1 protein-coding gene is annotated in these 335 nt (G+C 58.5%); it reads left to right on the top strand.

All coding sequences use genetic code 11. The annotated features are described in order from the left end of the window. Positions 1 to 335 (top strand): CRISPR-associated protein Cas4 (cas4, locus tag Q9I99_RS11325; RefSeq protein WP_301668648.1); only part of this gene is annotated, 335 nt, incomplete at both ends.

Below are 335 nucleotides of genomic sequence, written 5' to 3'. Positions count from 1 at the left end.
GATTCGGGCGAGCCCGAAACGCGCAAGGGCGTGCGCTTTGAGCGGACAGTGCATGTATTGGCGGAGAAACTGGGTATCAGCGGCGTATTGGATTTGGTGGAAGTGGATACGAAAACAGGCCGTCTGAAACCCGTGGAATACAAACGTGGCAAGCCCAAACCCGACCCGATGGACGAAATCCAGCTTTGCGCCCAAGGCTTGTGTTTGGAAGAAATGACGGGGCAAACTATCTCTGAGGGCGCGCTGTGGTATATGCAAACCCGCCACCGCGTCCCCGTCGTGTTTTCAGATGACCTGCGCGCCCAAACGCTCGCCACCATCGCCGCCGTGCGCGA

The organism is Neisseria basseii (genome assembly GCF_962707005.1).
GTDB classification, from domain to species: domain Bacteria; phylum Pseudomonadota; class Gammaproteobacteria; order Burkholderiales; family Neisseriaceae; genus Neisseria; species Neisseria bergeri.
Note: the sequence above shows the minus strand (reverse complement) of the source record. Positions and strands in the feature narration are given on the sequence as shown.